This window comes from Sanguibacter massiliensis, assembly GCF_900240335.1.
Lineage (GTDB): Bacteria > Actinomycetota > Actinomycetes > Actinomycetales > Cellulomonadaceae > Flavimobilis > Flavimobilis massiliensis.
This window is the reverse complement of the sequence record NZ_LT964979.1, coordinates 2,428,648-2,453,343: the sequence shown is the minus strand read 5'-3', so window position 1 is coordinate 2,453,343 and position 24,696 is coordinate 2,428,648. Positions and strand designations below refer to the sequence as shown.

General features: G+C 72.9%; 16 protein-coding genes. 7 read left to right on the top strand and 9 right to left on the bottom strand.

All coding sequences use genetic code 11. From position 1 onward, the window contains the following. Positions 1–41: 41 nt before the first annotated feature. The 3 genes from C1729_RS11355 to C1729_RS11345 are packed head-to-tail and all read right to left on the bottom strand — an operon-like array spanning position 42 to position 2,964. On the bottom strand, positions 42–1,187 hold the full coding sequence (locus C1729_RS11355; RefSeq protein WP_102510043.1) for a DNA polymerase III subunit delta': 1,146 nt from the start codon (positions 1,185–1,187) through the stop codon (positions 42–44). After that, positions 1,184–1,888: a dTMP kinase gene (tmk, locus tag C1729_RS11350; RefSeq protein WP_102510042.1), complete on the bottom strand. Its 705-nt coding sequence runs from the start codon at positions 1,886–1,888 to the stop codon at positions 1,184–1,186. The genes C1729_RS11355 and tmk overlap by 4 nt, the downstream gene beginning before the upstream one ends. Positions 1,889–1,929: 41 nt before the next feature. Next, positions 1,930–2,964: a Gfo/Idh/MocA family protein gene (locus tag C1729_RS11345; RefSeq protein WP_102510041.1), complete on the bottom strand. Its 1,035-nt coding sequence runs from the start codon at positions 2,962–2,964 to the stop codon at positions 1,930–1,932. 172 nt (positions 2,965–3,136) lie between these two features. On the opposite strand from C1729_RS11345, the gene C1729_RS11340 reads away from it, so the two are divergent. The 3 genes from C1729_RS11340 (at position 3,137) to C1729_RS11330 (ending at position 7,905) form a co-directional block, all read left to right on the top strand. Continuing rightward, positions 3,137–3,949: an ABC transporter ATP-binding protein gene (locus tag C1729_RS11340; protein ID WP_102510040.1), complete on the top strand. Its 813-nt coding sequence runs from the start codon at positions 3,137–3,139 to the stop codon at positions 3,947–3,949. After that, the gene (locus tag C1729_RS11335; RefSeq protein ID WP_102510039.1) at positions 3,946–6,564 is read left to right on the top strand and encodes an ABC transporter permease; all 2,619 of its coding nucleotides are present in this window, start codon (positions 3,946–3,948) and stop codon (positions 6,562–6,564) included. Before C1729_RS11340 ends, C1729_RS11335 begins: the two co-directional genes overlap by 4 nt. Positions 6,565–6,981: 417 nt before the next feature. Continuing rightward, positions 6,982–7,905, top strand: a complete 924-nt coding sequence (locus tag C1729_RS11330; protein ID WP_102510038.1) for a type IV toxin-antitoxin system AbiEi family antitoxin domain-containing protein — start codon at positions 6,982–6,984, stop codon at positions 7,903–7,905. A gap of 435 nt (positions 7,906–8,340) precedes the next feature. Here the strand turns inward: C1729_RS11330 and topA are convergent, their stop codons facing one another. The 5 genes from topA to C1729_RS11300 all read right to left on the bottom strand — a co-directional run bounded on the left by topA (position 8,341) and on the right by C1729_RS11300 (position 18,345). After that, the gene (topA, locus tag C1729_RS11325) at positions 8,341–11,166 is read right to left on the bottom strand and encodes a type I DNA topoisomerase (protein ID WP_102510037.1); all 2,826 of its coding nucleotides are present in this window, start codon (positions 11,164–11,166) and stop codon (positions 8,341–8,343) included. Positions 11,167–11,331: 165 nt separating this feature from the next. After that, positions 11,332–12,450 carry a phosphatase PAP2 family protein gene (locus C1729_RS11320; protein WP_242493804.1) on the bottom strand — a complete coding sequence of 373 codons (1,119 nt, stop codon included), beginning with the start codon at positions 12,448–12,450 and terminating at the stop codon, positions 11,332–11,334. Between the two features lie 66 nt (positions 12,451–12,516). After that, the gene (locus tag C1729_RS11315; RefSeq protein WP_129590743.1) at positions 12,517–13,293 is read right to left on the bottom strand and encodes an endonuclease/exonuclease/phosphatase family protein; all 777 of its coding nucleotides are present in this window, start codon (positions 13,291–13,293) and stop codon (positions 12,517–12,519) included. A 13-nt stretch (positions 13,294–13,306) separates the two neighbouring features. Further along, positions 13,307–14,902 (bottom strand): DUF7059 domain-containing protein, encoded by a 1,596-nt coding sequence (locus C1729_RS11310; protein WP_102510035.1) that lies wholly within the window; start codon positions 14,900–14,902, stop codon positions 13,307–13,309. Positions 14,903–16,044: 1,142 nt separating this feature from the next. Beyond that, positions 16,045–18,345 carry a sodium-translocating pyrophosphatase gene (locus tag C1729_RS11300; protein WP_102510033.1) on the bottom strand — a complete coding sequence of 767 codons (2,301 nt, stop codon included), beginning with the start codon at positions 18,343–18,345 and terminating at the stop codon, positions 16,045–16,047. Positions 18,346–18,581: 236 nt separating this feature from the next. Here C1729_RS11300 and C1729_RS11295 point away from each other — a divergent pair, with 236 nt between their 5' ends. The 4 genes from C1729_RS11295 (at position 18,582) to C1729_RS11280 (ending at position 23,197) form a co-directional block, all read left to right on the top strand. Next, the gene (locus tag C1729_RS11295) at positions 18,582–19,136 is read left to right on the top strand and encodes an RNA polymerase sigma factor (RefSeq protein ID WP_102510032.1); all 555 of its coding nucleotides are present in this window, start codon (positions 18,582–18,584) and stop codon (positions 19,134–19,136) included. Beyond that, complete coding sequence (locus C1729_RS11290) at positions 19,133–20,323, top strand: hypothetical protein (protein WP_102510031.1); 1,191 nt, start codon at positions 19,133–19,135, stop codon at positions 20,321–20,323. Before C1729_RS11295 ends, C1729_RS11290 begins: the two co-directional genes overlap by 4 nt. 172 nt (positions 20,324–20,495) lie before the next feature. Then, complete coding sequence (locus C1729_RS11285) at positions 20,496–21,044, top strand: SigE family RNA polymerase sigma factor (protein ID WP_102510654.1); 549 nt, start codon at positions 20,496–20,498, stop codon at positions 21,042–21,044. Continuing rightward, positions 21,041–23,197: a hypothetical protein gene (locus C1729_RS11280; RefSeq protein ID WP_102510030.1), complete on the top strand. Its 2,157-nt coding sequence runs from the start codon at positions 21,041–21,043 to the stop codon at positions 23,195–23,197. The genes C1729_RS11285 and C1729_RS11280 overlap by 4 nt, the downstream gene beginning before the upstream one ends. Positions 23,198–23,288: 91 nt before the next feature. On the opposite strand, the gene C1729_RS11275 is transcribed toward C1729_RS11280, so the two are convergent. Continuing rightward, positions 23,289–24,569, bottom strand: a complete 1,281-nt coding sequence (locus C1729_RS11275; protein ID WP_102510029.1) for an aspartate aminotransferase type Ic — start codon at positions 24,567–24,569, stop codon at positions 23,289–23,291. Positions 24,570–24,696: the final 127 nt, after the last annotated feature.

The window sequence follows — 24,696 nt, the reverse complement described above, 5'->3', positions numbered from 1 at the left end:
CTTTGCGCCCGGGCATGAGCCCCCGCGCACTCCGGGCGGGATCAGACCTGCGGCCGGAGCGCCACCATCATCGCCTCGAGCGCGAGGAGCGGCGCAACGTTGCCCGCCAGGCGCTGCCGGGCCTCGCCGATCGCATCCATGCGGTGCAACGATTGCTCCGGCGTCGAGGACTCCGCGAGCGACCGCACGAGCTCCTCCGCACCCTCGTTGACGAGCGCGACGTCCCCCGACGCCCCGAGCTGCACGACGAGCACGTCCCGGTACAGCGACAGCAGATCGAGCATCGCAGTGTCGAGCGAGTCCCGCTGCTGCCGCGTCGCACGCCGCTTCTGGTCCTCCTCGAGCTGCTTGACCTGAGCCCGCAACGCCGGTGGCACCGTCGCGCCCGCCTCGACGCCGAGCGCCCGCAGCAGCTCCGCCTTCTCACGCGCGTCACGCTCCTCCGAGCGCGCAGCCGCCTCCGCCTTCGCCGTCTCGACGAGGTCGTCGGCCGCGAGCACCGCGTCCCCGACGCCCCGGATCCGCGCCGCCGACTCGAGGATCCGTCGCCGACGCGCCCGCGCCTCCGGGTCCCGCGCGAGCCTGCGTGCCATCCCGACGTGCGACTGCGCCGCGCGCGCCGACTCGAGCGCAAGCCCCGGCTCAAGGCCGTCCCGTCGCACGAGCAGCTCCGCGACCGCCTCGACCGACGGCACGCGCAGCCCCACCTGCCGGCACCGCGAACGGATCGTCACGACGACGTCCTGCGGGCTCGGCGCACACAGCACCCACACCGTGCGCGGCGGTGGCTCCTCGATCGCCTTGAGCAGCACATTCGACGTGCGCTCGAGCATGCGGTCCGCGTCCTCGACGACGATGACGCGCCACCGGCCGCGCGCGGGCGCCCGCTGGGCGAGTCCGATGAGCCCGCGCACCTCGTCGATCGAGATCGTCACCTTGTCTGTCGTCACGACCGTGACGTCCGGGTGCGTGCCCGCACGCACCTCCGCGACCGCGACCTCGTCGGCCGTCGGGTCGCCCGAGCACTGCAACGCTGCCGCGAACGCCTTCGCCGCGACCGACCGCCCCGAGCCCGGCGGGCCCGTGACGAGCCATGCGTGCGTCATCGCCGCGTCGTCCGTCGCCGCCGCGCGCAGGCGCGCGACCGCGTCCTCCTGCCCGACGACGTCCTCCCAGACGTCCGTCACAAGCGCGGCCCGTCCGCTGCAGCGGACGCTCCCGGCACGACCGCGACCGACGTCGGGACGTCGATCCCCAGCTTCTCCGCGACCGCCGCGACGACGAGCGCATGCACGTCCTCGACTGGGAGCGACGCGTCGACGACCGCGATCCGCTCCGGATGCGCCGCAGCCCGCGCGAGGTACGCCTCACGCGTCCGCTCGTGAAACGCGGCACCCGCCCGCTCGAGACGGTCGAGACCGCCCGGCACGCGCGCGACACCCACCGCAGGATCAAGATCGAGCAGCACCGTGACGTGCGGCAGCAGGCCGCCCGTCGCCCACAGCGAGAGGTTCTCGACCTCGTCCGCACCGAGCTCGCGCCCACCCGCCTGGTACGCGACCGACGAGTCGAGATAACGGTCCGTGACGACGACGGCCCCGCGCGCGAGCGCGGGACGCACGAGCGTCGACACGTGGTGCGCGCGGTCCGCTGCGTAGAGCAGCGCCTCCGTGCGCGGAGCCATGTCCTCGCCGTGCAGCACGAGCCTGCGCAGCTCCGCGCCGAGCGTCGTACCTCCCGGCTCCCGCGTCACGATGACCTCGTGGCCCAAGCGCGTGAACCAGTCGCCCAGCAGACCGATCTGCGTCGTCTTGCCCGAGCCGTCACCGCCCTCGAAGGACACGAAGACGCCAGCGTCGGCAGGGCTGCCGGAAAGGATCGAAGTCACCCCGCCAGCCTACCGAGCGCCACCGACACCCCGGCCCGCGCTCACTCCCCCGGGTAGACGACGCCCACCTGGCGACGCACCTCGTCAAGCGTCGCCATGACGTCGAGCGAGTCCTGCCGCGTCATCCGCGGCGACTCCGTGAGGCCCGCCGACACGCACCGCGCGACCTCCGCAGCCTCGTACGCCAGTCCGTGCGCCACAGGACGCACGTACTCCCACGACGTCCCGTCACGCAGCGAGACCCGGAACGACGACGGCGCGTAGAACGACCCCGCCACCTCGATCCGCCCCAACGTCCCCGAGATCATCGCGACCGTCGGCGTCTGCGACCACAACGTCGTCGACAGCGTCGCCTGCGCACGGCCCTCGTACCCGAGGACCATCGACACCTGACCGTCGACCCCCGTCCCCGTGAGGTCACCGACCGCCGTCACCGACGACGGCGCCCCCAGCAGGTCGTGCGCGAACGCCACCGGGTACACCCCAAGATCGAGCAGCGCACCGCCCGCGAGCCCCGGTGCGAAGAGCCGGTGCGACGGGTCCTCCTCGAACCGCTGACCGTGGTCCGCCGACACGTTGACGACCTCACCGATGACACCCGACGCGACGACCTGCCGCAGCGCCGCGACATGCGGCAGGTGCCGCGTCCACATCGCCTCCATGACGAACGTGCCCGCCGCACGCGCCGCGTCGAACACCTCGCGCGCCTCCGCGACGTTGCGCGTGAACGCCTTCTCGACGAGGACGTGCTTGCCCGCCTCGATCGCGAGCAGCGCATGCTCCCGGTGCTCCGAGTGCGGCGTCGCCACATAGACGACGTCGACGTGATCGTCGGCCACGAGAGCGTCGTACCCGATGTGCGTCGTCGGGATGCCGTGCGCCGTCGCGAAACGCTCCCCACGCACACGGTCGCGCGACCCCACCGCGACGAGCTGCGCGCGCGTCGACGACGCGACCGCCGTCGCGAACGAACCCGCGATGGCTCCCGCACCGAGGATCCCCCACCGCACCGGCGGCGCCGACGCAGGATCAGGGACGGAAACGGGCACAGGACCAGGGAGGGCGACGTCGCTCATGGGCGCAACGCTACCGGTCCGCCATGACGACGGTCCCGTTCCCCACTCAGGGACTTCACCCATCCCACATCCAGGGTCCGTCCAGGGACTCACCCGATGCCGCCCGGTACGTGCACTGCGAGAGAGTCGTCATGTGACACGAGACACTCTTGACCAGCACGAGGAGCACCCGATGACCACCGCGACCGCCCACGCCCCCCGCCGCACCGGCGTCGGCATCCTCCCCGTCGGGCGCGTCGCCCGCGCCTGGGCCCGCAACCTCACCCAGGAGTACGGCACCGGCGAGACCGCCGTCACCGCGCTCGACGACGTCGACGTCGACCTCGAGGAAGGTCGGCTCACCGCGATCATGGGCCCGTCCGGCTCCGGCAAGTCGACCCTCATGCACTGCCTCGCAGGCCTCGACCGCCCAACCTCCGGAACCGTCGTCGTCGGCGACCAGGACGTCACCCGCATGCGCCAGCGCCACCTCACCCAGCTGCGCCGCACGGGCCTCGGCTTCGTCTTCCAGTCGTTCAACCTCGTCCCGACGCTCACCGCCGAGGAGAACATCACCCTCCCCCTCGACATCGCCCGCGAGCGCGTCGACCGCGCCTGGTTCGACGAGGTCGTCGAGGCCGTCGGCCTCCGCGACCGACTCAGCCACCGCCCCGGTGAGCTCTCCGGCGGCCAGCAGCAGCGCGTCGCGTGCGCCCGCGCACTCGTCACACGCCCCGCCCTCGTCCTCGCCGACGAGCCCACCGGCAACCTCGACTCCCGCTCCGCCGGCGAGGTCCTCGGGTTCCTGCGCCGCTCCGTCGACGAGCTCGGGCAGACAGTCGCGATGGTGACCCACGACCCGCGCGCCGCCTCCTACGCACACCGCGTCCTCTTCCTCGCCGACGGCCGCCTCGCCGACGTCCTCGAGAACCCCACCGCCGAGACGGTCCTCGAGCGCCTCGGCGCGCTCACCGCCGGCACGAGCCCCGCGGCGGTGACCGCATGAGGCGGATCGCCCTGCGCGACATCCGTGCGCACCTCGGCCGCACCGCGCTCGCCGTCCTCGCCGTCGCGCTCGGCGTCGCGTTCGTCGCCGGCACGTTCAGCTACCGAGGTCTGCTCACCGACACGATCGACGACGTCATCGCGACGTCCGCCGCGGGCGACGCCTACGTCCGCGGCAGCTCCGAGACCGTCGGGACCGACCCGATCATGGGCGGCACCGCCACCGTCCACGAGAACGTGCCCGCAACCCTCGCCGACGTCGTCGCGACCGCCCGCGGCGTCGCGCACGCCCGCCCCGAGCCGTCAGGCATGGTCGTCCTCTTCGGAGCCGACGGCACCGTCGTGACGACCGGCGGCGCTCCCACCCTCGGCATGGCGTTCTACGCCGACGACGCTCGCTACCCCTACCTCTCCGGGCGCGTCCCCACCCAGCCCGACGAGATCGCGCTCGAGTCCCGCACCGCGAAGAGCGCCGGCCTCACGACCGGCGACACGACCACCGTCGTCGTCGACGGCCAGGTCCGTGACGTCACCGTCACCGGCGTGAGCCAGGTCGACGGCCAGCTCGCCGGCGCGCTCATCGTCGGGTTCGCGCCCGACACCGCGCTCGCAGCGTTCGCGCCCGACGGCACCGTCCCCCAGATCGCGATCGAGGCCGCCGACGGCGTGAGCCAGACAGCACTGCGCGACGCCGTCGCCGCCGCGCTCGCCGCGTCAGACGCCCCCGGGGCGTCCGCCGCCGAGGCCGTCACCGGCGACACCCTGCGCGCCGAGGTCCGCGACGGCATGGACGGCATGATCGGCTTCATGCAGATCTTCCTGCTCGGCTTCGCAGGAGTCTCGCTCGCAGTCGCGACGTTCCTCATCGCCAACGCCTTCTCCATGCAGGTCCGCCAACGCCGACGCGAGCTCGCGCTGCTCCGCGCGCTCGGCGCCTCGCCCGGCCAGGTCCTGGGCTCCGTCCTCGTCCAGGCGCTCGTCGTCGGAGTCGTCGGCTCGATCGTCGGCATCGGGCTCGGCACCGCGCTCGGCGCAGGCGTCGGCGCACTCATCGAGGCGACCGGGACGCCGCTCGGCGGCTCCGTCGCACCCGACCTGCAGACCGTCGTCCTCTCGCTGACGATCGGCATCGTCGTCTCCGTTCTCGGAGCCCTGCTCCCGGCACGACGGGCCGCGCTCGTCGCCCCCGTCGAAGCCATGCGCGACGACATGCCCACCGAGCGTGGGCTGCGCATCCGCGGCATCCTCGGCGGCGTCACCGTGGCACTCGGCGTCGGCGCGCTCGTCGCCGCGACCCAGGTCTCCGCAGAACGCTGGGAGTCGATGCTCGACGTCGCCGCCGGCGACGGCGCGGACGTCGCCGCGATGCTCGTCGCCCTCGGCGCGTTCACGCTCGTCGTCGGGACGCTCGTCCTCGCACCGCTCCTCGCGAAGCCCGTCATCACGGTGCTCGCGTGGCCGTCCGTCGTCCTGGCGAAGCCGCTCGGCGCCCTCGCCCGCGGCACCGTTGTGCGCCAGCCGCGCCGCACCGCCGCGACCGCGGGCGCACTCACCATCGGCATGGTGCTCGTCTCCGCGTCGGCAGTGCTCGCCGCGTCCGCACAGGCCTCCCTGCGCGACGTCGTGACGTCCGACCTCAAGGCCGACCTCATCGTCTCCGGCTACCCGAGCATCCCCGACGGCGCCGTCAGCGCGATCGACGCCCTCCCCGAGGTCGGCGCCACCTACCCCGTGACGTCGGCGCTCACGACGTTCGCCGGTGTCGACGGAGCCGACTTGATCGCCGAGGCACCCGCGTCGCTCCGGACGAACGCGGTCGAGCTCCACCTCGTCGACGGCGACCTCGACGCGACCGCGCACGGCGAGCTCCTCGTCCTCGAGGCCAAGGCGAAGGCCGCCGGATGGAAGGTCGGCGACCAGGTGACGTTCGGGCCGGGGCTCGCACCCGTCGCGGGCGACCCGGGCAGCGTGACGCTGCGCGTCGGCGGCATCGCGAGCTCGGCCGCGTTCGGCACGCTGACGTTCGTGCCCGACGGTGTCCTCGCGACGGCCAGCGCCACCGGCACGCACGAGACCGACGTCGTGTTCGTCGACGCCGCACCGGGCACCACGGTCGCGGACACGAAGGCCGCGGTCGCTGCGACAGTCTCGGCGTACGGCGCGCTGTCCGTCGAAGACGCCGAGGAGTTCGCGAGCTCGCTCGCGGACCAGGTCAACCAGATGCTCGCGGTCGTCTACGCGATGCTGGGGTTGAGCATCCTCATCGCGGTGCTCGGCATCGTCAACACGCTCGCGCTGTCGGTCGTCGAGCGGCGTCGGGAGATCTCGCTGCTGCGGGCCGTCGGACTTGGGCGGCTCCAGCTGTCGAGCGTCATCGGGATCGAGGCGGTGCTCACGGCGGTGTTCGGGACGGCGCTTGGTATCGCCGTGGGCATCGGCGTTGCGAGCGCCCTGCCGACGGTCATGGCGGACATGGGGCTGCAGTCGCTCGTCGTCCCGTGGGGCTCGCTCGGGGTGCTCGTGGGGCTCGCGGCGGTCGTCGGGGTGGGGGCGGCGGTGTGGCCGGCGGTCCGTGCGTCGCGGGTCCCGGTCCTCGAGGGCCTGGCGTCGGAGTAGCGGCCTACCACCCCTCTCCTGACGGATTGATGGCTTCCCCCCCATGCGATGGGGGGAAGCCATCAATCCGTCGACTCCCCTCCCGTCCCTTCATGGCTCGCCCTAGGTGGCTCGATAGCCGATCGATGCGCTTCACGTGCGCCGATCGGCTATCGAGCCACGTGCTTGGGAAGCCTCAAGTGCCGGATAGCCGATTCGCACATGTCTGGCGTACGAACCCGCTATCGAGCATGCGCCGGCCGGGGCCTTCCCGGGCTACTCCCCCGGAAACGCGGTCCACGCGCGGTGACGACGCGACGCGAGCATCGGTCTGCAGCCGCCCCGGCACGGCTGACCACAGTCATCGGAATCGCCTCGCCGTTCACAGGTTGAGCGGCTCACGCGGCAGGCGGCGCTCCGGACGACGACGATCTCCCCATGCCGACGCTCTTGCGACCCGACGACGTCCCCGAGATCGCCCGCCGCCAGCGAGGCGTCTTCACGCGCGCGCAGGCGCACGCCGCCGGGTACACCACCCGGCAGGTCAGCTATCGCATCGCCTCCGGCGCGTGGATCCCGCTCCCTGCACGCGGCCTCGTGAGCGCGACGTCCCGTCAGATGCCCACCGCGCCGATCATTGCGACGTGGGTCCACCGTCCCGGCTCGATCGTCATGGGACCCGCCGCCGCAGCATGGCACGGCGCGCCCGTCCCGCAGCTCGAACGCGTCGACATCTGGACCGACCAGCTCGGCGACGGCATCCGCGACCGCATCAAGCCGCACCGGGTCCCCCTCGCGCCGTGGGAGATCGAACACGTCGGGACGTTCGGAGGCGCGCCCGCGCTCACCACACACCGCGAACGCGCGTGGCGCGACGCACTCGCATGGCTACCGTTCGACAGCGCGCTCGACCTGTCCGCGTGGCTCGCCGCGCGTGACGAGTTCGACCGCGACGGGATCGAGCGCGCGCTCCTCGAGCTTCCGGGGCTCGTCGGAAACCGCCAGTTGAGGCGACTTCTCGAGGCGACCGTCAACGGTGCGTTCAGCGTCGCCGAACGCAAGGGCCACGACGCGCTCAGGGCCGCGGGCATCACTGGCTGGCACGCCAATGTCCAGGTGCGGGACCGCATCGGGGTCGTCGGCCGAGCCGACATCTTCTTCGACGACGTCCAGCTCGACGTCGAGATCGATGGACGTGCGGCGCACGAGCATCGTTCGGACGAGGACCGAGAGCGCGACAACCGCATGCACGCGTCGGGCAGGACCGTCCTCCGCTTCCCCGCCCGCGTGGTGCTCTACGAGCCGGACCGCTTCGTCTCGACGGTCGGCACGACGCTCGCAACGCTCCGTGCACGTCGATAGCCCATCCACGCCCATCGCATGCGCCGATAGCCCATCCACATTCAACGCACTCGTCGATAGTCGATCCACGTCTATTGCATGCGCCGATAGCCCATCCACACCCTTCGCATGCGCCGAATGCCGATCCGCACGATCATGGCGCGCCCGGGAGCCCCGCCGGCCACCGTCCAGCCACTCCCTGATCGCGTTCGCAAGACCGCCCGATAGCGGATCGGTGCGCACTACGTGTCCGGATCGACTATCCAGCTCGGAGCCTCCACGCCCCGAAGACGTTCGATAGCGGATCCGGACACGGATCGTGTCAGGATCCGCTATCGACAGGGAGCCACCTCATCGACAGGGAGCCACCTCATGGCAGACGAAGCCGATAGCCGATCCGAACACGTGAAGTGGTCGGATCGGCTATCGGAACAACGGGAGGGTGGGTCGCAGGGGTCAGTCGGCTGCCGGCTTCTTCGTCGCGGGCTTCTTGGCGGCAGCGGACTTCGTCGCCGTCGACTTCGTCGCCGGCTTCTTCGCTGCAGTTGCCTTTGCCGCAGTAGTCTTCGCCGCCGTCGACTTGGCCGCCGGCTTCTTCGCTGCCGGCTTCTTGGCCGTCGTGCGCTTCTTCGCCGGGCCTGCCGCGCGCTTGATCGCGAGGAGCTCGACCGCCTGCTCGAACGTCACCGACTCGATCGACGCATCCTTCGGCAGCGTGCGGTTCGTCTCGCCGTCGGTGACGTACGGACCGAAGCGGCCGTCCTTGATGACGATCGGCTTGCCGCTCGTCGGGTCCTCACCGAGCTCCCGCAGCGGCGCGGACGCCGTCGCCCCGCGGCCACGCTTGGGCTGCGCGTAGATCGCGAGCGCCTCCTCGAGCGTGATCGTCAGCAGCTGCTCCTCGCTCGGAAGAGTCCGCGAGTCCGTGCCCTTCTTGAGGTACGGCCCGTAGCGGCCGTTCTGTGCGGTGATCTCGTCGCCCGACTCCGGGTCGACGCCGACGACGCGCGGCAGCGACAGCAGCTGCAGCGCTTCCTCGAGCGTCACCGTCGCGAGCGACATCGACTTGAAGAGCGACCCGGTGCGCGGCTTGGGCAGCGCGGCGAGCGCACGCTTGCGTGCGGCCGCCGACAGGCCCTCGTCGAGCTCGGGCTCGGGCAGCACCTCGGTGACGTACGGCCCGTAGCGGCCGTTCTTCGCGACGATGTCGTGGCCCGTCACCGGGTCCTGACCAAGGACGTTGTCGCCCTCCGCCTGCGTCGCGAGCAGCTCCCGCGCACGCTCGGGCGTGAGCTCGTCCGGCGCGACGTCGTCCGGCACGGAGGCACGCGGCGGGGTCTCACCCTCCGCGACCTCGACCGAAAGGTCCTCGATGTACGGACCGTAACGGCCGACGCGCAGCGTGATGCCGTCACCGATCGGCACGGAGTTGATGTCGCGCGCGTCGATGTCGCCAAGGTTCTCGACGAGCCCGTGCAGCCCGCCGTCGGCAGGGCCGGCCTCGGAGCCGTAGTAGAACTGCGACAGCCACGCGGTGCGGTCGCGCTCGCCGGCCGCGATCTCGTCGAGGTCGGCCTCCATCGCGGCCGTGAAGTCGTAGTCGACGAGCTTCGGGAAGTGCTCCTCGAGCAGTCGTACGACGGCGAACGCGAGCCACGACGGCACGAGCGCCTGCCCGCGAGCAAGGACGTAGCCGCGGTCGAGGATCGTCGAGATCGTCGACGCGTACGTCGACGGGCGGCCGATGCCGCGCTCCTCGAGCGCCTTGACGAGGCTCGCCTCGGTGTAGCGCGGGGGCGGGGTCGTCGAGTGCCCGGCGGCCGCGAGCTCGCGCGCGTCCATCGCGTCGCCTTCGGTCATCGTCGGCAGGCGTGAGCCCTCGGCGTCGTCGGAGTCGTAGCGCTCGGTGTCGCGCCCCTCCTCATACGCCGCGAGGAAGCCACGGAAGGTGATGACGGTGCCGGACGCGGAGAACACTGCGTCGAGCGCCGTGCCGTCGGGCCGCGTACCCGTGACGCCGAGGCGCACGGACGCGGTCGACCCGCGAGCGTCACCCATCTGGGAGGCGACGGTGCGCTTCCAGATGAGGTCGTACAGCTTGAGCTGGTCGCCCGAGAGCTCGGTCGCGACCTGCTGCGGCGTGCGGAACTCGTCGCCTGCGGGGCGGATGGCCTCGTGGGCCTCCTGCGCACCCTTGGCCTTCGACGTGTAGATGCGCGGCTTGGCGGGCACGAAGTCGCCGCCGTAGAGCTCGGCCGCCTGGCGACGCGCGGCGTCGATCGCCTGCGTCGACAGCGCGGGCGAGTCCGTACGCATGTACGTGATGTAGCCGTTCTCGTAGAGCGACTGTGCGGTGCGCATGGTCTGGCGCGCGCTCATGCGGAGCTTGCGCGACGCCTCCTGCTGGAGGGTCGAGGTCGTGAACGGCGCCGCGGGGCGGCGCGTGTACGGCTTGGTCTCGAGGCTGCGGACGGTCGTGGTCCCGTCCTCGGCGGCGGCGACGACGGAGCGTGCGGCGGCCTCGTCGAGGTGGACGACGCCCGAGCCCTTGAGCTCGCCACGGTCGGTGAAGTCGCGGCCCGAGGCGACCTTCGCGCCGTCGAGGCCCGTGAGGCGCGCGGAGAACCACTGGTCGCCGCCGGCGGTCGTGAACTCGCCGGTGACGTCCCAGTACTCGGCGTTGACGAACGCCATGCGCTCACGCTCGCGCTCAACAACGAGGCGCGTCGCGACGGACTGCACGCGGCCGGCGGACAGGCCCTGGCGGACCTTGCGCCACAGGACGGGCGAGACCTCGTAGCCGTAGAGGCGGTCGAGGATGCGGCGGGTCTCCTGCGCGTCGACGAGGCGGTCGTCGAGGTCGCGCGTGTTTTGCAGGGCGCGCTCGATGGCCTCGCGGGTGATCTCGTGGAACACCATGCGCTTGACGGGCACCTTGGGGCGCAGCGCCTCGAGGAGGTGCCACGCAATGGCCTCGCCCTCGCGGTCCTCATCAGTGGCGAGGTAGAGCTCGTCGGCGTCCTTGAGGAGCCGCTTGAGCTCGGCGACCTTCTTCTTCTTGTCGCCGTAGACCTCGTAGTACGGCGTGAAGCCGTTCTCGACGTCGACGGCGAACTTGCCGAAGGGGCCCTTCTTCATGTCTGCGGGGAGCTCGGAGGGCTGAGGGAGGTCGCGGATGTGGCCGACGCTCGCCTCGACCTCGTACCCGTCACCGAGGTACGACGCGATCGTGCGCGCCTTGGCGGGCGACTCCACGATGACGAGCTTGCGACCTGACGACATCACTGCCTGCTTCCCCGCGCCCAGCGGGCGCGTCCTGCCGGCGCCCGGTCCGGGCGCTCCGTGTCAGCGTACGGGATCGTACTCGGGCCACGACCCGGGGGGCCGACGAGGCCCAGGATCTGTGGAAGGCGCCCGCGGGGGCGCCGCTGTGGTGAGGTCCGCACGTCAGTGCGTGCGCCGCGCCACTTCCTGCCGGAGCAGCAGCGCGACGAGGAACAGCAGGCAGGTAAGCCCGACGACGGCGGCGACGGACGCGGCGTACGCGACGACGTCGTCCGCCTCGAGTCCTGGCACCGTAACCCCGAGGCCGAGCGTGAGAGCCGTGAACCCGCCACCGACGAGCGCCCCGAGCCCGAGGACGACGACCCCTGCGGTCGTCGAGATCGAGCCGCCGACGGTGCGGTCGACCGCCGAGCGCGGCGTGAGCGCGACGACGAGCCCCGTCCACGCGCCGACGACGAGCAGCGCCGCGAGGACGTCCGACGCTCGGTGCCACTGCCCGACGAGCGTCGACACTCCTGTTGCCGCCGTCCAGGCCGCGCCGAGCAGCGCGACGTAGGGCCGCGTGCGGCGCGGCACGACGAGGAGCAGCGCGATCGCGACGGACGCTGCGACGGTCGTGTGGCCGGACGGCAGCGAGTTGCCGGGCCGCTGCGTGAGCACGTCGAGCTCAGCGCGTTCGAGCAGGTCGCGCTTGAGGATCTGCGTCGTGATGTTGGCCCCGGCGACGAGGACCGCGACCTGCAGCCCGAGCCCCCACGCGCGTCGCAGCGCGGCGATCACGAGGACGACGACGACAGCGACGACGATGAACGCGACGGAGACGACGTCGAGCACGGGTTCCGCGACCTGCCACAGGGTGCCGCTGCCGTGCTCGGAGCCGCGCAGCGCGAGCTCGTCGAAGCGCTGGCCGGCGGCGGTCCCGAGGAAGATCTTCACGGTCTGCGCGAACGCAACGGCGAACGCTGCAAACGTGAGGAGCGCGACGATCCGTGGGACGACGCGCGCCGCGGGCCGTGCCTGGCGACCGCGTGCGGGGGCCTCGTCGGTGCGAGGTGCCGGGGTGACGACCGCTGTCGGTGCCGTCGCCGTCCTCTCGGGCGCGGCCGCGTCCCGTCCGGGCCCGCCCCACGTCATCGGCACACCGAGCGCGGGCGTGCGCGGCTCGACGCGCCCGAGCGGCTGCGTCGGCGGCGCGACGTCCGGGGAGTGCGCTGGCGGGCCGTCGGGCTCGTCGAGCGGCAGTGGTCGCGTGGCGTCATCCGGGGTGGAGGAATGGGTCACGTCGCCCAATCTAGCGACCGTGTGTGACGGTTGCGCGAAGGGCACGTCGACGGCGTGCGTCGACCCTCACCACTCGAGCTCGAGCACGGCAGGCCGGTGGTCGGAGCCGACGAGCACGTCGGGGCCGTCGGGCACGTGCACGCTCCGTACGGTGACGGCGTCGCCGACGAGGAAGCCGTCGAGCCGGGAGCGCGGTGCGTCGACCGGCTGCGTGGGCGCCTGGGCCGGGTCTGCGTCGCGCAGCGGCGGCTGGAGAGCGACGACGCTCGGCCCGCGCGGGTTCTCGTTGAGGTCGCCACCGACGACGACGTCGGGCGCCTCACGCGCCGCGAGTGCGCGGTACACCGGCACGTGGAGGGCGCGGGACGGGGGCTGCGCCGAGAAGTGCACGCTCACGAGCGTGAGGATGTCGTCCGGGCCCGCGCCCCGGGCGCCGGGGCGCGGCACGTCCGTGCCCGACGGTTCTGTGCCCGACGGGTCCGCACCGGACGCCCCGTCCGCCACCCGCCGCGCGAGCCGCACGTACGCGTACCCGCGCGGCGTCGGCCACCCCGTGCGGAACCGCACCCAGCGCGGCTCGAACGCGACGCCACGCCCCTCGACGACCTGCGTGAGCAGGTGCGGAGCCACCGCGACCGCGCACGCGCGGCCCGCGATCCCGCCGGCGACGACCTCGAGCCCGACCGACCGCGCGAACGCGCGCGTGCGCCACCGTCCGAGGACCCAGCGAGGCGTCTCCTGGAGGAGCAGCACGTCGAGCGCCTCGGCACGCACGACGCGTCGCGCGGCGGCCGCGTCGAGCGCGAGGAACTTGATGTTGTACGTCATGACGCGCAGTCGCACGGGAGCCTCCTGGTCAGGCGGGAACGAGCAGGCCGTCGCGCACGAGCCCACGGACGCCTGGCAGGACCTCGGCCGTGAGCTCGTCCGCGTCGACCTCGAAGAGCGCGGCGATCGCTCCGAGGATCTGCCCGACGCTCAGCTCGCCGTCGCACACCCCGACGAGCGCCGCGAGCGCCGTCGACGCATGGACACCGCGTCCGAGGCCGCCGCCCTGCCGCACGATGACGACGTTCGGGTCCTCCGCGCCGGGCGTGAGGTAGCGCTCCTCGGTGACGTCGGGCGCGACGAGCAGGTGCTCGTCGGCGAGGGCCGCGTCCGAGCGGGCCTCGAGCCAGTCGTGCGCCGCGAGCGACGCCGCGAGGTGCTCGCCCAGAGGCTGGTGGACGGTGCCGGTGTGCTCCTCGAGACGGCGCAGGGTCACGCGCCCGTCCGCCGGCTTGCGCAGGTAGACGATGCCGAAGCCGATGGCCTCGACGTCACGGCTCGCGAAGTCGTCGAGCCACGCCGCGTACGCGGCCGCGTAGCCGTCGGGGTCGCGGTCGGCAGTGAGGCCGCCGTCGCGCAGCCACGTCTCCGCGTAACGCGCGGGGTCGAGCAGCTCGCGCTGGATGACCCAGCCGTCGAGGCCCGACGCGTCGAGCCACTCCCCCACGCGCTCGGTCCAGTCCTGCCCGCGCCGCACCTCCCAGTTGCCGAGCATCTGGACGGTCCCGCCCGGGGCGAGGACGTTGCCGACGCCCGTAACGAGGTCGCGCACGAGGTCGTCGCCCGCGCGTCCACCGTCGCGGTACTCGAACAGCGGCAGCGCGTCGTCACCGCCCGGAACGTGGGGCGTGATGACGAAAGGCGGGTTGGAGACGACGAGGTCGAAGAGCTCGCCGGCGACGGGCTCGAGCATCGAGCCCTCGCGCAGCTCGATCTCGACGCCGTTGAGCGCCGCGGTGAACGCCGCGAACGCGAGGGCGGGCGCCGACAGGTCGGTCGCGACGACCTCGCGCGCGTGCCGCGACGCGTGGAGGGCCTGGATACCACAGCCCGTCCCAAGGTCGAGCACCCGCCCGACGTCCGCGCGCGACGTCACCTGCGCGAGCGTGAGCGACGCGCCCCCGGCCCCGAGGACGTGGTCCGGCTCGAGAGCCCGGCCGGTCGCGAGCTCGCCAAGGTCGGACGCGAGCCACCAGTCGATCGGCCCGCGCGCGTCGTCGGCCGCGTAGGGGCGCAGGTCGACAAGCGCGCGCAGGGCGTCGGGCACGGTCCCGTCGGGCACAGCCGCGTCGGGCGCGCCCGCAGGCCCGACGAGACCGAGCGCGAGCGCGCCCCGGGCGCCGAGCGTCGGCAGCGCCGACGCGAGATCCTCACGGCTGGCGTCCCCACCGAGGAGGAACACCGACGTCAGCACGGCGCGCGCACGGAGCACCGGGTCGGCGCCCGGGTCCGCGAGGACCCGGGCGACGGCGAGGCGCGCAGGAACGGCCTCCTCGCGGCCGAGCGCGTCGAGCGCCACCTCGCCGAGGATCTCGCCGACGCCCGCGACGGTGAAGCCCGCCGCACGTAGATCGGCGCGCAGCGCAGGGACAAGATCCGGGAGAAGGCGCGGTGGGTTGCTCACCCGTCCATCATCCCGCGCCGCACCCGACGGGCGCGACGCGGGACGTGGCCGTCAGGAGCAGGCTTCCCCGATGATCTCGGACACCTTGAGGCTCGCGTCGTCGAAGCCTGCAGGCATGCCGTTGTCCGCCTTCATGAGGAAGGTCGTCATCTCGGTGATGGGCGAGGCCTTCGGGTCGACGGTGCGCATGTGGGCCGTGAGCACCTTGATGCCCTCGGCGTACGTGGCCCAGGCGTCCTCATAGCCGGCGGGAGGTGTTGCGGCCTCGATCTTCGGGATCGCCGGCTCGGCCTTGGCGAGGTATCCGGCGACGTCCGCCTCGAAGAGCGCGAGCGACCAGGCTGCGGCGGTCTCGGTGAACGCGAGGCAGCCGTCGAGGTCGCCCGGCAGGTCCGTCGGCAGGTCCGTGGGGAGGTCCGTCGGCAGGTCCGTCGGCAGGTCCGTCGGAGCCTCGGTCGGAGCCTCGGTCGGTGCCGGGTCGACCGGGGCNGGACCGGGGGCGTCGTCGGCGCGGCCGCAGGCGCGGCGTCGTCGTCCGCCGACAGACCGCGCCACAGGAAGAACCCACCCACCGCGAGCAGCAGCACGACGACGAACGCGACCCACACGCCCGCCCCCGAGCGCTTGCCGCCCGGCACGACAAGACCCGGCTGGGCGTCACCCGTGCCGCCGAGCGCGGGCGTGCCGCCAGCGGCGGGGTACGACGCCTGCGCGAACGAGGGCGGCGCAGCCGGCGTCCCGAACGGAGTCACGGCCGTCGGCACGCTCGGCGCCGCGCCGGACGACGGCGCGGCCACGGCCTCCGCAGGCGGCAACGGCGCACTGCCGTCAGGAGCCCCCGGGACCACCGGCGCCCCGTACCCCGCCGGAGCGGCGTCGTCGACCCACATCTGCCACCCCTGCGGCGCGGCCGGCCACGACGGGTCCGGCTGCCAGCCGGGCGGCGGGGTCCACCCCTCGGGTGCGGGCGGCCAGCCGGGAGCAGGATTGAAGCGCACAGCCATGAAGGTCCCCTGTTCGACGTCGGTGCCGCCGCGGCTCTCGCGTCGGCGAGGGCATCATCCCCCGCGACCGACGACCTCACCACCGGAGCCCGCCCCACGACCACGCGGGACGGGCTCCGGGACGTCCGGGAGGAGGGCTCAGACGAGCCCGATCTCCTTCTCGAGTTCCTCGGCCTCGTCGACCTGCGCGGCACGGAGCCGCGAGAGGATGACCGCGCCGAACGCGATGGCCGCCGCGACGGTCGCGATCGCGATGCGCAGGACATGGTTGGCGTCGGCTGGGACGCTCATCGCGACGACCGCTGGCGCGATGAGCACCGAGACGAGGTTCATCACCTTGATGAGCGGGTTGATCGCCGGTCCCGCCGTGTCCTTGAACGGGTCGCCCACCGTGTCGCCGATGACGACGGCCGCGTGCGCGTCGGAGTTCTTGCCGCCGTACGCACCGTCCTCGACGATCTTCTTCGCGTTGTCCCACGTGCCTCCCGCGTTCGCGAGGAACACGGCCATGAGGACGCCCGTGCCGATCGCGCCCGCGAGGAAGCCCGCGAGCGGGCCGACGCCGAGCCCGAAGCCGACGGCGATCGGCGCGAACGCCGCGAGGAGGCCGGGCGTCGCGAGCTCGCGCAGCGAGTCGCGCGTGCAGATGTCGACGACCTTGCCGTACTCGGGCCGCGTCTCGCCCGTCATGATGCCGGGGTGGTCGCGGAACTGCCGGCGCACCTCGAAGACGATCGCGCCCGCGGCCCGCGTCACGGCGTCGATCGCGAGGCCTGAGAAGAGGAAGACGGTCGCGCCGCCGAGGATGACGCCGACGAGCGTCACGGGCGAGATGATCTCGAACGTCAGCATCGACGCGACGATGCCGGACGTCGCGTGGTCGCTGATCTTCGCGAGGGCCTGCGTGACGGCGTCGGCGTACGAGCCGAAGAGCGCGGTCGCGGCGAGGACGGCGGTCGCGATCGCGATGCCCTTCGTGATGGCCTTCGTCGTGTTGCCGACGGCGTCGAGCTCGGTGAGGATCTGTGCGCCGTCTGCGTCGACGTCGCCCGACATCTCGGCGATGCCCTGCGCGTTGTCGGAGACGGGGCCGAACGTGTCCATCGCGACGATGACGCCGACCGTCGTGAGCAGGCCGCAGCCGGCGAGCGCGATGAGGAAGAGCGAGAGCCACACGGACCCGCCCGCGAGGAGGAACGCGGCGCACACGGCCGCCGCGATGATGCCCGCGGTGTAGACGGCGGACTCGAAGCCGACGCCGATGCCCGAGAGCACGACGGTCGCGGCACCCGTGCGCGAGGTGCGGGCGACGTGCCGCGTCGGCTTCGACGTCGTGCCCGTGAAGTACCCGGTCACCGCGAGGATGACGCCCGCGAGGACGATGCCGATAAGCACGGCACCCGTCGCGACGATCCGCGGGTCCGCGCTCGACAGAACGAGCTCGGCCGCGACGCCCTCGATCTCGGCGAACGTGCCGGGCAGGTAGACGAACGCGGCGACGGCCGCGAGCGCGGCGCCGACGACCGCCGAGACGTAAAAGCCCCGGTAGATGGCGCGCAGCCCATCCTCGCCCGCGCGCGTGCGGGTGACGATGATGCCGAGGAGCGCGACGAACGCGCCGATCGCGGTGATGATGAGCGGCAGGACGAGGCCCTGCTCGCCGAGGACGGCCTTGCCGAGGATGAGAGCGGCGACGAGCGTCACCGCATAGGACTCGAAGAGGTCGGCGGCCATGCCCGCGCAGTCGCCGACGTTGTCGCCGACGTTGTCCGCGATCGTCGCAGCGTTGCGCGGGTCGTCCTCGGGGATGCCCTGCTCGACCTTGCCGACGAGGTCCGCGCCGACGTCGGCGGCCTTCGTGAAGATGCCGCCGCCGACGCGCATGAACATCGCGAGGAGCGCGGCGCCGAAGCCGAAGCCCTCGAGGACAGCGGGGGCGTCGGCCCGGTAGACGAGGACGACGACACCCGCACCGAGCAGCCCGAGGCCGACGACGCACATGCCGACGACGCCGCCCGTGCGGAACGCGATGCGTGCGCCCTCGGCGCGGCGGTCCTCGACGGGACCGGGCACCTGGGCGGCGGCGGCAACGCGCAGGTTGGCGCGGACGGCGAGCCACATGCCGAGGTAGCCGATCGCGGCGGAGAAGCCGGCGCCGAACAGGAACGCGATCGAGCGTCCAACGCGCACGCCGGTGTCCCCCGGCAGGAGCGTGAGGAGCGCGACGACGATGAGCGCGAAGAGCGCGAGGGTGCGGAACTGCCGGCTGAGGTAGGCGGCCGCGCCCTCCTGGATGGCCTGCGCGATGGCCTGCATGGAGACGGTTCCCTCGCCTGCGGCGAGGACCTGGCGTCTGAGGCCGACCGCGACGAGCAGGCAGAGTGCTCCGACGACGGTGATGACCGAGACGATGACGAGGCTTGTGGTCCCGAGCTGCATACGTCCTCCTCGACGTCCTGCCGATAGAGACAGGTGGGCCCGGGCGACCCCATCGTCGTCCGGGCTTCGGCCAGACTACCGATGTGGCGGCGGACACACAGCCCGAACCCGGGTTTCCGGCATCCCGTAACCTGAATGTGACCTGCGTCTCGGTATTTCCGCAGGCCGGCCCCCAACCTTCCGGACGACTCGTCCGTCGAGGCTTGTGACAGGGACCCGAAGGATCGGAGCAGGCCGTGGGGACATGGGAGCAGACGCTCTCGGAGCTCGTCGCAACCCGACGGCGAGCGCTCGTCGGGTACGCGTACCTGCTGAGCGGGGACGTGCGCGAGTCCGAGGACCTCGTCCAGGACGCGCTCGTCGCGACGTGCGCACGCGTCCGTGCCGGCACGGACGTCGTAGCGCTCGAGGCGTACGTCCGCAAGGCCGTCCTGAGGACGTACCTCGACGGCTTCCGCCGTCGCAGGACGTGGGCGACGATCCGGCACCTCTCGGCCGTCCCCGACGAGCAGCCGCCGCACGAGTCCGCGACGGCCGACCACGTCCCCGCACGGCTCGACGTCCAGGAGGCCCTTGCGACGCTCTCGCCCCGCGAGCGCGCGTGCGTCGTCCTGCGGCACTACGACGACCTGCCGCTCGCCGACGTCGCAGGCCGGCTCGGCCTGTCCGTCGGCACCGTCAAGCGCTACCTGTCCGACGCCCACCGTCGTCTCGCCGACGTCCTCGGCCCCGACGCGTCGGGCACCTCCGCACCCGGATCCGACCGTATGACGCTGGGAGGCCCCCGATGAACCCCGACGACCGCCTCACCGACGCGCTCGACGACATCGCCGGCGCCGCCGGCCGCTCGACGAGCCACCTCACGGACGACGAGCTCGTCGCGGGCGTCCGACGCCGCGCGACGGTCCTGCGCCGCAGGCGTGCCGCAGGCCGCGCGACGACCGCGGCGGCTGCGGTTGTCGCGGTCGCGGTCGGCGGCGTCGTCGCGGCGCAGCAGCTCGGCGGGACGCGCGCCACCCCCGCACCTGCGGGACCACTCGCGTGCGGGGCCTCGGCCGCGCGCCTCGTGCCGGACGCGGACCCAGCCCTGCCGAGGCTCCGCCTCACGGTGCCGACGACGGTCTCGCCCGCGCTCGGCGACACGGCCCACGCCTTTGTCGAGCACGACCCGGGCCGTCTCGTCCTTCCCACGCACGCGACGGCGTACGTGCTCGACGGCGAGAGGGTCGTCGGCCTCGTCGACGACGCCTCGACGGTCGACGACCGCAGCGGCACGGGCACCGACGTCTGGGGGTCGATCACGCTCCCTGCGGTCGGTTGCGCCGACGGCGCAACGCTCGAGGGCCCGCTGACGCTGCTCGTCGTCGCGGACGTCACCGACCTCGCCTCCTCGAGCTCCGAGGTCCTCAGGCTCGTCTCCGAACGCCGGCCCGTGACGCTCGAGCCCGAGCCCGCCTGGGAGGTCCCCGACGACGTCGCCCCGACGATGGCGTACGGCTGCGGCGGCCCGACGGTCGACGACACCGCGTGGCTCGACCGCAGCAAGGACGTGCTCGCACAGAGCAGCACCCCGCTTCGCATCGCCGGAACGACCGCGCGCACCACGTCGGCGCGGGGCACGACCCTCGACCTCGGCACGACCCTCACGGTCGACGGCGACGTGCTCGCCGACGGCGTCCAGGCGTTCCTCCTCCAGGACGGCCACGTCGTTGCCCGCGCCCACACGCCGACCCCGGACGGCACGTGGACGACGTTCCCGGCAGGCCCTGGCGACGGCGGCATCGACGCCTGGCCCGCCGCCGACGTCCCACGGCTCGACGGCCCGCTCGACGTCGACGTCCCCGGACGCTCGTGCGAGACGGGCACCCTCCTGCCCGCAGGCGACTACCAGCTCGTCGTTGGCCTCTACGGCTCCGTCGGGTTCCAGGTCGAGGTCACCGTCGTCGAGAGCCTGGGGACCGTGACGATCACCGACTGACCCCAACGAAACGTGCCCTCCCGGTCGTCATACCGGGTAGAGGCGCCCGCACGGGGCGCCCCGACCACGCCGCTCCACGCGGCGGGACCGGGAGGGCACGATGGTCGCAGGGACCGTGCACACGTACCGTGTGCATCCCGCGTCCGTGCGGGCCGCGACGAGGAGCACGCCGATGACCGACTGGGCCACCACGCTGGACGAGCTCGTCCGCACCCGCGGTGACGCCCTCGTGTCAGCGGCGTACCTGCTCACGGGCGACCTGGCCGAGGCCGAGGACCTCGTGCAGGACGCGCTCGTCGCGGCATACTCGCGCAGACGCACGGACGACGACATCCGCAGCGCGGAGGCGTACGTCCGCCGCACGATCCGCAACACGTTTGTCGACGGCTTCCGTCGGCGCAAGCGCTGGGCCGCGGTCCGCCACCTCCACGTGGCACCCCCGTCCCAGCCCGACGACGGCGCGGCGACGCCCGAGCACGTGCCCGCGCACCTCGACGTGCTGCGCGCGCTGTCGACGCTCACGCCCCGCGAGCGCGCGTGCGTCGTCCTGCGCTTCTACGAGGACATGACGGTCCCGCAGGTCGCGGCCGAGCTCGGGCTCGCCCAGGGCTCCGTCAAGCGCTACCTGTCCGACGCGGTGACGCGCCTCGAGCACCACCTCGGCGCACTCTCGGGCACGCACCGATCCGATCTTGACGTCACCCCTGGAGGTGCACGATGACCCACGACGACCCCCGCGACCTCTCGGCCCTCCTGCGAGGCATCGCCGACGACGCCGCCCACGCCCCGCGCGCCCGCTCCCTCGAGGACATGGCCGCGACCGCCCGCACGCACGGGCTTGCCGCCCGACGCCGCCGCACTGCGGCACGCTCGCTCGTCGCTGCGGCGTCCGTCGCGCTCGTCGCCGTCGGCGGTGTGCTCGTCGCGCAGAACCTCGGCGGCAGCGACGGCACGCCGCCGCCCGCGACGAACACCGACCTGCCGGCCGCGTGCGGCACGTTCACGCCGCCGAAGGGCAGCATCGACGGACTCGACCTCGTGCTCTCGACCGCCACGCCGCCGCTCACGGCACGGAGCCTCGCCGACCTGCCGGACGTCGTCGCCGTCCTCCACGAGGGCGCGGCCGAGAAGTCGCTGACGCTCGGCTCGAGCGGCTTCGTCAACTACACCGTCGTCCGGGACGGCAAGATCGTCGCCGTGCCGGGCGCCAACCCCGAGCCCTGGACCCAGGCCGAGCTTACCGCCGGCGGCAGCCCGAGCGATCCTTTCCAGCACATCGAGACCGTCGCGTGCGACCCGTCCGGGACCCTGCCCGCCGGGACTTACCAGGTGTGGGCGACGGTCGACGGCATGCTCGTCGGCGACACCCCTCGCCAGGTCGACGTCGTCGGCGGACCGTGGGACGTGACGATCGCGGCCCCTGACCTCACGATGGCCACGCACGCCCTCGCGTGCGGCACCGAGTCCGTCCCCGGCATTCACGAGAGTGGAGCGGACACCTACCGCCTCGAGGCGATCGGCCCCAACCGCACGACGACGTCGGCCGCCGTCCTGCCCGACCTGCTCCGCCTCGACCCCGCCGTCCTCGACGGCAGCACGCAGGCCCGCACCGTCACAGGCGTGTGGGTGTACCTCGCACGCGACGGCAAGATCGTCTCCGCACACAAGACCGAGGGCAGCCAGCTCCTCGCCTGGTTCGGTGCCGACGATGCCACAGGCGCCGAGCCTGGAACCACCAAGATCCTCGACGGCCTGCGCGTCGACGGCACTGCGACCGCGTGCGACGACTCCGGGCTCCTCCCCGCGGGCGACTACGAGGCCTGGGCGATCCTCGAGCTCTCCACGCCGGGTCTCGACGGCGCCGGGCGCACCATCATCGGCAGCGACGCCGTCCCCGTGACGCTCGGTGCCCCCTCCGGAACCGAGCAGCCTGCGTCGACGATGCTCGCGTGCGGCGACCCGACGGCCGAGATCACCTCCTCGACCGAGGCCGGCGGCGACAAGGTGACCCTCACGCTCGACGGCACGAAGACTCTCATCCCCACCGGCCTGGTCGCGCGGGGCGCCATGACCGCGCAGATCGTCCACGCCAAGGGCTCGCTCGACGTCCTTGAGGGTGGGCCGGTCGAGGTGTATCTCCTCAAGGACGAGAAGGTCCGCAGCGTCATGTCGACCGAGCAGCCCGACGGCCCGTGGTGGACGGGCCCGGAGAAGCTCGCGGACGACGCGACGTTCCGCAACGAGCTCGTCGCGGACATCCCGACGACGGACTGCGACGGCACCGCCCTGCCCGACGGCACGTACACGCTGCTCGTCGTCGTCCCCGTCACCCAGCTCGACGGCACCACCGAGACCGCGACCGAGATCATCTCGGTGCGGCAGGACCTCACGATCGGTGACGGGCCCGCGCTCCCCACGAAGGACGCGTCGGCGACGTTCCCCGCGTGCGGTTCCGAGGTCCCCGGGTTCCAGGGCGACTCGCTCGAGGTCTCGGGGACGCCGGTGACGACGACCGTCGGGCTCGACAACGCGCACGGCGGCGAGATGACGGTGACGAACATCGGCGGCACGCGCCTCGCGGGTTCGTTCCCGGGGGTCGTCGGCGGGGTCCTCACCCGCAACGGGATCGTCGTCGGCCAGATCCCCGACAACTCGAACGTCACCCCGACGAGTGGGTATGACCTCGCCCGCGGGGCGTCGACAGACCTCGCGTGGAACACGGACCTGCGTTCCTGCTCGACCGGCACGCACGTCGGCGCCGGCACCTACGAGGTGTGGGCGACGGCGACGCTCACCGGCACCGACGCGACGAAGGAGTCGGCGACCGGCAAGGTCGCCACGGTGACGGTCGACCCCGAGCGGGTCACCGACTGATCGTCGGTGCCGGGGCGCGCAGGGGGCGCACCCGGACCTGTCGACGACGAAGGGCCCGGCCTCGCGGCCGGGCCCTTCGTCGTGCGTGGGGTCAGGCTGACAGGCGCGCCTCGACCGCGGCGAGCAGCACGCACGTCGCGACGCCGTCCATGCTCGTGCGGACGTCGTCGGCCGACGGGAAGCTCGGGGCGAGCCGGATGTTCTCGTCGCGCGGGTCGACCCCGCCCGGGAACGTCGCGCCCGCGGCCGTGAGCGCGATGCCCGCAGCCTTCGCGAGCTCGACGACACGGCGCGCCGTGCCGGGCACGACGTCGAGGCTGATGAAGTAGCCGCCCTCGGGGCGCGTCCACGTCGCGGCCCCCGTCCCGCCGAGGCGGGCGTCGAGGATCTCGAGCACCGCGTCGAACTTGGGCGCGAGGATCTGCCGGTGCTTCTCCATGTGCGCGCGCACTCCCGCTGCGTCGCCGAAGAACCGTAGGTGGCGGAGCTGGTTGACCTTGTCGGGGCCGATCGACCGCTTGCCGTAGTGGCTGCCGTACCAGGCGAGGTTCTCCGCAGAGGAGCCGAGGAACGCGACGCCCGCGCCCGCGAACGTGATCTTCGACGTCGACGCGACGGTCCAGACGCGGTTCGGGTGGCCTTCCTCGGCGGCGAGCTCAAGGATCGGCAGCGCGGGCGCGCACTCGTCGGCAAGCGGGTGGACGGCGTACGCGTTGTCCCAGACGATACGGAAGTCGGGCGCGGCCGTCTCGAGGGCGAGAAGCGCGCGCGTCACCTCCTCGGAGTACACGGCGCCCGTCGGGTTCGCGTACGTCGGCACGCACCACATCCCCTTGACGGCGGGGTCCGCGACGGCCGCGCGCACCTCGCCGAGGTCCGGGCCGTCCGCGTGGAGCGTCACGGGGATCATCTCGATGCCGTACGCCTCGGCGATCGCGAAGTGGCGGTCGTAGCCCGGCACGGGGCAGAGGAACTTCACGGCGGGCTCGTCGCGCCAGGGGCGCTCGGAGTCGTTAGTGCCGTGGAGCAGCGCGAACGCGACGAGGTCGTGCATGATCTCGAGGCTCGCGTTGTTCGCCGCCCAGAGGTTGGCCGGGTCGATGCTCAGGAGCTCGCCGAAGATCGCGCGCAGTTCCGGGAGGCCCTGGAGGCCGCCGTAGTTGCGGACGTCCGTGCCCGTGCCGTCGCGGAAGTCGCCGTCGCCCGGGAGCGAGAGCAGTGCGTTGGAGAGGTCGAGCTGCGCGGGCGCGGGCTTGCCGCGCGTGAGATCGAGTGTGAGGCCCGTCGCCTGGAGGTCCGCGTACGCCTGCTGGAGGCGGGCGTGCTCGGCAGCGAGCTCGTCGGGGCTGAGGTTCTCGAACGCAGGGGACATCGTTGGCGCCTCTCCCCGGCCGGGGCCGGGAGTCAGGGTGAGTTCCGACAGGGCCACGGGCGCGGGCGCCGCGCGACCCCCCCTGATCCTAGGGCCACGCGCCGCGAGCGTCCCGGGACGTCCATGC